At 65.9% G+C, this 6,468-nt stretch carries 9 protein-coding genes; 4 read left to right on the forward strand and 5 right to left on the reverse strand.

Features of this window, described 5'->3' with window-relative positions:
• Nucleotides 1–120 precede the first annotated feature (120 nt).
• Nucleotides 121–786 carry a type 1 glutamine amidotransferase gene (locus tag AC3AYF_RS07735; protein ID WP_487779586.1) on the reverse strand — a complete coding sequence of 222 codons (666 nt, stop codon included), beginning with the start codon at nt 784–786 and terminating at the stop codon, nt 121–123.
• A 59-nt stretch (nt 787–845) separates the two neighbouring features.
• On the opposite strand from AC3AYF_RS07735, the gene AC3AYF_RS07740 reads away from it, so the two are divergent.
• The 3 genes from AC3AYF_RS07740 to AC3AYF_RS07750 all read left to right on the forward strand — a co-directional run bounded on the left by AC3AYF_RS07740 (nt 846) and on the right by AC3AYF_RS07750 (nt 2,642).
• Nucleotides 846–1,148, forward strand: coding sequence for an MGMT family protein (locus AC3AYF_RS07740; RefSeq protein WP_295036929.1), 303 nt, complete (start codon nt 846–848; stop codon nt 1,146–1,148).
• A gap of 27 nt (nt 1,149–1,175) precedes the next feature.
• Nucleotides 1,176–1,766: a YjaG family protein gene (locus AC3AYF_RS07745; RefSeq protein WP_295036927.1), complete on the forward strand. Its 591-nt coding sequence runs from the start codon at nt 1,176–1,178 to the stop codon at nt 1,764–1,766.
• A 99-nt stretch (nt 1,767–1,865) separates the two neighbouring features.
• Nucleotides 1,866–2,642 carry an RsiV family protein gene (locus AC3AYF_RS07750; protein WP_295036925.1) on the forward strand — a complete coding sequence of 259 codons (777 nt, stop codon included), beginning with the start codon at nt 1,866–1,868 and terminating at the stop codon, nt 2,640–2,642.
• Nucleotides 2,643–2,739: 97 nt separating this feature from the next.
• Here AC3AYF_RS07750 and hisF read toward each other — a convergent pair whose 3' ends face one another.
• The 4 genes from hisF to hisB form a co-directional block, all read right to left on the reverse strand.
• A complete protein-coding gene (gene hisF, locus AC3AYF_RS07755; RefSeq protein ID WP_295036923.1) occupies nt 2,740–3,513 on the reverse strand; it encodes an imidazole glycerol phosphate synthase subunit HisF in 774 nt (257 codons plus the stop codon).
• Nucleotides 3,510–4,277 carry a 1-(5-phosphoribosyl)-5-[(5-phosphoribosylamino)methylideneamino]imidazole-4-carboxamide isomerase gene (gene hisA / locus AC3AYF_RS07760; protein WP_295036921.1) on the reverse strand — a complete coding sequence of 256 codons (768 nt, stop codon included), beginning with the start codon at nt 4,275–4,277 and terminating at the stop codon, nt 3,510–3,512. Before hisA ends, hisF begins: the two co-directional genes overlap by 4 nt.
• Before the next feature lie 71 nt (nt 4,278–4,348).
• On the reverse strand, nt 4,349–4,990 hold the full coding sequence (hisH, locus tag AC3AYF_RS07765; protein WP_149438048.1) for an imidazole glycerol phosphate synthase subunit HisH: 642 nt from the start codon (nt 4,988–4,990) through the stop codon (nt 4,349–4,351).
• A 40-nt stretch (nt 4,991–5,030) separates the two neighbouring features.
• Complete coding sequence (gene hisB / locus AC3AYF_RS07770; RefSeq protein ID WP_110708031.1) at nt 5,031–5,624, reverse strand: imidazoleglycerol-phosphate dehydratase HisB; 594 nt, start codon at nt 5,622–5,624, stop codon at nt 5,031–5,033.
• Nucleotides 5,625–5,903: 279 nt separating this feature from the next.
• On the opposite strand from hisB, the gene AC3AYF_RS07775 reads away from it, so the two are divergent.
• Nucleotides 5,904–6,443, forward strand: coding sequence for an AsmA family protein (locus tag AC3AYF_RS07775; RefSeq protein WP_487779587.1), 540 nt, complete (start codon nt 5,904–5,906; stop codon nt 6,441–6,443).
• The last annotated feature ends 25 nt before the right edge of the window (nt 6,444–6,468 follow it).

The following is a 6,468-nucleotide window of genomic DNA, read 5'->3' on the forward strand; positions in this document are numbered from 1 at the left end:
GATGTATCGCCATCAGATCGCGCACCAGCCCCGACCGACCCTGCACGTCGGGGACTGGGACAGCTGCCTGGCGGTCGCTCGGCAGTGGGAGCGTCAGTACGCGGCCTAGCGCCTTCGAAGCTAGCGACCGTCGAGCCACTGGGTCATGACCCGATCCAGCAGCGCCGCCTGGCGATCGAAGCGTTTCGGGTCGCGGAGGATCTCGTCACGGGTCTGGACGTAGGCAGCGGTCGCCGGCAGGTCGTGATCGCACAGATCTGCCGTGCCCTGGGCCGTCGATTCCAGGTGGCACTGCAGCGCGATGACGCGCCCCGCATCCCAGGCGAATCCCTGGACCGGGCCGCCCGGCGTGCGGCCCAGCGGCAGGCAGCCATCCGGCAGGCCGAAGATGTCGCGATGCCAGAGCAGCGCCTCGAAGGTTTCCGGCAGATCGAAGGGGCTGTCGTCGGCCAGGGTCAGCGGCTGCCAGCCGATTTCCGGCTGCACCGCGGGCGACACGATGGCGCCGAGCGCCTCGGCGATCAGGCTGGCACCGAAGCCGATGCCAAGCACCGGCTTGTTGCTCTTGAGGGCGCGCTCCACCAGCTTGCGTTCTCGCTTGAGCAGCGTGGTTTCCGGTGGCGAGAAAGCGTCGAGCAGCACGAGCGCGTCGCAGTTGGCCAGCGGCGGCGGCAGTTCGCCTTCGTCGAGCCGGCAGTGGTTGTAGCTGTGACCCAGGCCGGTGAGCCAGTCCGCCATGCGGGCCGGGCCGAACAACGGACTATGCTGGAGAAAATAGATATGCATGATGCGTCCATGATGGGGTCGACCGGACGACTCCACAAGCGGGGAGTTAGCATTTAGCCATGGCCATCCGTGCCCAGATTCTCGAACAGATCTACACCATCGTGGCGCAGATCCCGCCGGGGCGCGTCACCACCTATGGTCGGATCGCCGGGATGACGGAAGGTGCCACGGCGCGCATGGTCGGTACGGCGATGCGACAGTTGCCGACCGGGCACGACCTCCCCTGGCATCGGGTCATCGGGGCCAGCCGTCGAATCGCGGATCACGGCGGCGCCCAGCGCCAGCACGAGAAACTGCGCGCCGAGGGAGTCGTCTTCGATGACAGCGGCCGCGTACCCACGCATTTGATGTGGCCAGAGTGACGATGTGGCCAGGACGATGGAGAGTTCATGACCAAGCCCCCGGATAGCTTCAACGCCAGACTGCGTCAGCTCGATGCGCGCCAGCGGATCGCGTTCATGGCCGCCTTGAGCGAGCGGCTGGTGCCAAACTACGCGCTCTACGCCGTCGTGAGCGGCCAGGGCAACCCCGGCGTACTCCACAACGTGCTGGATCTGGTATGGGAACGGCTCAAGATCGCCGCGGCGAAGATCGACTTCGACAAGCAGGCCGAGAAGCTCGCCGATGTCGAGCCGCCGGAGGCCGATGACAGCTTCGGCGCGCGGCGGGCGACGGAAGCGGTCATGGCCTTGACCACGCTGCTCGATACCCTGCGCGGCGAGGCGCCGGAAGCGGCGCTGGAGGTGAGTCGCGTCTCGCGCAACGGCGTACGCGCCTATATCGAAATGTCCGAGGGCAGCGAGGACGCCGAACGGCTCGATGCACTGTTTCGTGAGCATGAACTGATGCAGGACGAGCGCGATTTCCAGGACGCGGTGCTCGAAGCGCTCGAGGCCGACCCCAGGCTCGGGGATCTCTCGGCACTGCGCACGCTCGGTCGCAACCAGGGAGTCAGCAACCTTGGCCTGAGTCTCGACTGACCCGCTACCGGTTGTGGATAAACCGGCTACGCTGAGGCGTGTGGATAACGCTGACGACCCCTCGGCGCCCCGACCCACGAACGTTCATGGAGGAACATCATGCAGAAGCGCTGGTTGATTGGCGGCCTGACCCTGGCGACCGTCATGCTGTCGGGCTGCCAGAGCCTGACCGGCTGGGGAGGTGACGCGCTGCGAACCGAGGCGGTGGTGAAGAGCGTCCACGAGCCCGGTTGCGAGAAAGAGAGCTGCGCCAACGTCAACGCGGCCTACTTGCGTTTCCCCGAGTCACCACGGCTCTCCGCCGAACTCGAGCGACGGCTGTTCGGGCTGGCGAGCGGGCTCAGCGACAGCCCCGACGGCAATGCCATGGGACAGGCCACCTCGTTCGAAGCCTTTGCCGACCAGGTCTTCGCGGCTTCGCGTCGCGCTCGCGAAGACGTGCCGCAGCTGCCGGGCTACGAGGCCGATCTCAAGGCCGACGTGGTGGCGGATCACGACGACCTGCTGGTGATCGAACTCGACGGCTATCTCTACAGTGGCGGCGCCCACGGCTTGCCGTTGACCTCCTACATGGTGATCGAGCGCGACACGCAGCAGATCGTCGATCTCGCCGACATGCTGCAGCCGGGGAAGCGACCGGCCTACGAAGCCGCGCTGGAGCGGGCCCACCGGCGCTGGCTGGAGACCGATCAGGCTAACGGACTGTCAGAATCCCAGTGGCCGTTCGTCGTCTCCGACAATGTCGCCCCGCTGGCGGATGCCGTCGCGGTCAAGTATCAGGTCTACGACCTGGCGCCCTATGCCGTCGGCCAGCCGGTGCTGACCATCCCCTACGCCGATCTCGACGGTATCTTCCGGTCACGCTACCTGCCTTGAGAGCGTCCGCGATGACGATGCGAAAGCGCCGCGACCCGATCGGGCCGCGGCGCTATCGTCGATCCGCTCTCGCGGCTCAGGCGCAGGCTCACAGCGCTCAGAGTCGCATTTCGATCCCGTGCTCGGCCATGTAGCGCTTGGCGTCGGGAATGGTGTACTCACCGAAGTGGAAGATGCTGGCGGCAAGCACCGCATCGGCGCCGCCTTCCTTCACCCCGGCAACCAGGTGATCGAGGTTGCCGACACCGCCGGAAGCGATCACCGGTACCTCGACCGCGTCGCTGATCGCGCGCGTCACGCCGAGATCGAAACCGACCTTGGTGCCATCGCGATCCATGCTGGTGAGCAGCAGTTCGCCGGCGCCGTAGTCGACCATCTTGCACGCCCACTCGACGGCATCCAGCCCGGTGGGCCGACGGCCGCCATGGGTGAAGATCTCCCAGCGCGGCGTCTCGCCCTCGGCGCTGACCCGCTTGGCGTCGATCGCCACCACGATGCACTGGCTGCCGAAGCGCTCGGCGGCCTCGCGCACGAAATCCGGGTTGGTGACGGCGGCGGTATTGATCGAGACCTTGTCCGCCCCGGCGTTGAGCATGGTGCGGATATCCTCGCAGCGACGAATGCCGCCCCCGACGGTGAGCGGGATGAACACCTCGCCGGCAATGCGCTCGACCATCTCGACGGTGGTGTCGCGGTCTTCGTGGCTGGCGGTGATGTCGAGAAAGGTGATCTCGTCGGCGCCCTGCTGGTTGTAACGCTTGGCGATCTCCACCGGGTCGCCCGCATCGCGAATACCGACGAAATTGACACCCTTGACCACGCGGCCGGCGTCGACGTCGAGGCACGGAATGATGCGCTTGGCCAATGTCATGAGCGGGCTCCTTCGTTATCGATCCGATCGCCCCGAATCGAATCACTCAAGGCCTGGGCCTCGGCGACATCGAGCGAGCCTTCGTAGATGGCTCGGCCGGTGATGGCACCGATGATGCCGCTGTCGGCGACCTTGGCCAGCGCGCGGATATCTTCCAGGTCGGTCACCCCGCCGGAGGCGATCACCGGCAGGCCGCCGTCGCGGGCGAGCTGGGCGGTGGCCTCGACGTTGACGCCTTGCATCATCCCGTCGCGGGCGATGTCGGTATAGACGATCGAGGAGACGCCGTCATCGCGAAAGCGCCTGGCCAGGTCCACTGCCTTGACCGTCGAGACTTCCGCCCAGCCGTCGGTCGCGACGAAGCCGTCGCGGGCGTCCAGGCCGACGATCACGTGACCGGGGAAGCGACGACACATCTCGCCGACGAAGTCCGGCTCCTTGACCGCCTTGGTGCCGATGATCACGTAGCTGACGCCGGCGGCGAGATAGTGCTCGATGGTCTCGGCACTGCGAATGCCGCCGCCGATCTGGATCGGCAGGTCCGGATAGGCGCGGGCAATCGCCGTGACGGCTTCACCGTTGACCGGCTTGCCCTCGAAGGCGCCGTTGAGATCGACCAGATGGAGCCGCCGGGCACCGGCGTCGACCCAGCGTGCGGCCATCGCCACCGGGTCGTCGCCGTAGGACGTGGCATCGTCCATGCGGCCCTGCTTGAGCCGCACGCACTGGCCGTCCTTGAGATCGATGGCGGGAATTACCAGCATGGTTTCGAGTCCTTTGAGTCAGTCAGGTGCTGTCTGAAAAGCCGGCGAGGCAGCCACTTCCCGGATCGTGCCTAGGGCGCCCAGTTGACGAAATTTTCCAGCAGTTGCAGGCCATCCCTGGCGCTCTTTTCCGGGTGGAACTGCACCGCGAACACGGTGCCACGGCCGGTGACCACGTGGGCGTCGGCGCCAGCGTAATCGGTCTTGCCGAAGATATCGGCATCTTCCAAGGCTTCGACGTAATAGCTGTGCACGAAGTAGAATCTCGCGCCGTCTTCGATGCCGTTCCACAGCGGATGCGCGTGGTGCTGCGTCACCCGGTTCCAGCCCATGTGGGGCACCTTGAGGCGCTCGCCCTCGGGGCTGACCAGTTTGTGGCCGAAGTGACGGACCCCGCCGGGGAGGAAGCCGAGGCAATCGATGCCGCCGTTCTCCTCGCTGCGCTCGAACAGCATCTGCTGGCCGACGCAGATACCGAGCAGCGGTTTGGCCTGCTCCTCGAGCAGATCCTTGACCAACCCCTCGAGCTCGGTGCGCTGGAGTTCGCCCATGCAGTCGCGGATCGCCCCCTGGCCGGGCAGCACCAGCCGCGAAGCGCCGCGAATCGAGCGCGGATCGCGGGTCACCATGACGTTTTCATGGGTGACGTGCTCGAGCGCCTTGGCCACGGAGTGCAGATTGCCCATCCCGTAATCGATCACGGCGATCGTCATTGCGGTTTCCTCGCTGAGTCGGTGATGGCGCCGGCCGGTATCACAGGCTGCCTTTGGTCGACGGCATTTGGCCGGCCATGCGCGGATCCTGCTCGACAGCCGCTCGCAGTGCGCGACCGAACGCCTTGAAGATGGTCTCCGCCTGATGGTGCGCGTTGAAGCCCTTCAGGTTGTCGATGTGGAGGGTGACCTGGGCATGGTTGACGAAGCCCTGAAAGAATTCCCAGAACAGCTGGGTATCGAGTCGGCCGATGGTCGCGCGAGTGAACTCGACATCCATGAACAGCCCGGACCGCCCCGAGAAATCGATCACCACGCGGGACAGCGCCTCGTCGAGCGGTACGTAGGCGTGGCCGTAACGGCGAATGCCGCGCTTGTCCCCGATCGCCTGGGCGAATGCCTGGCCCAGGGTGATGCCGAGATCCTCGACGGTGTGGTGCTCGTCGATCTCGAGATCGCCCTGGGCGTCTATCGTCAGGTCGAGCATGCCGTGGCGAGCCACCTGATCCAGCATGTGATCTAGGAAGGGGACCCCGGTCCGGCAATCGAGACGGCCGCTGCCGTCCAGATTTACCGTGACCGTGATCTGCGTCTCGTTGGTGTCGCGCGACACCGTGGCGATGCGCTCGGACATGCGGGGGAAATCTCCCGGTACGGTTGGCGAGAATCGGCCATTATAGTGAATCGGGGCCCGCATCCGCTACAATGTCGGTGTTTATCGAGCGGCTGTCATTCGGCCGTTCTCCACCGCAGTCAAGTCGTTCCGCCGACAGGGAGACACAGGGGGCATGCCGGAAGTCGCACAGCAGGTCGAGTCGCATCATCGGGTCACGCTCCGCTGCATCGAACTCGCGTGGAGCCTCGGTCCCTGCGCACGGATGCCTGCCCACGTCAGTGCACAGGGAGGATTCGAATGAAGGGGCTGGTCAGAGCACTGCTGGCGGCGATCGGGGTGCTGGGGATTCTGGTCGTCGTGGCCGTCGTCTACATCACCACGTTCTTCGACCCGAACGACCTCAAGCCGCGTCTGATCGAGGCGGTCCGCAACCAGAGCGGGCTCGAGCTGCGTCTCGACGGCCCGTTGTCGTGGTCCTTCTATCCGCGCATCGGCGTCAGCGTCAAGGACGCCGAAGCCTGGCTTCCCGACCAGTCGCAGGACGATGCACCCTTTGTCGGCTTCGACAGTGCCGAAGTGAGCGTGGCATTCACGCCATTGCTGACCGGAGACGTGTCGGTCGATGGCCTGATTCTCGATGGCATGCGGCTCAACCTGGCCCGCGACGCGCAGGGCCAGGGCAACTGGCAGGTACTGCTGGATCGCCTGGCCGGCAACGATAGCGCTGACCAGTCCCCGCCAAGCGCGGGCGGGACGCCGTCGCAGGCGGCGAGCGCTGCTTCGGCGAAATCGACGTGGGCCACGAAGACGCGGGCCTCGCTGTCGCGCACCACGTAGCGCACCTCGTCGACGTTCCAGTGCC

Source organism: Salinicola sp., from assembly GCF_982684285.1.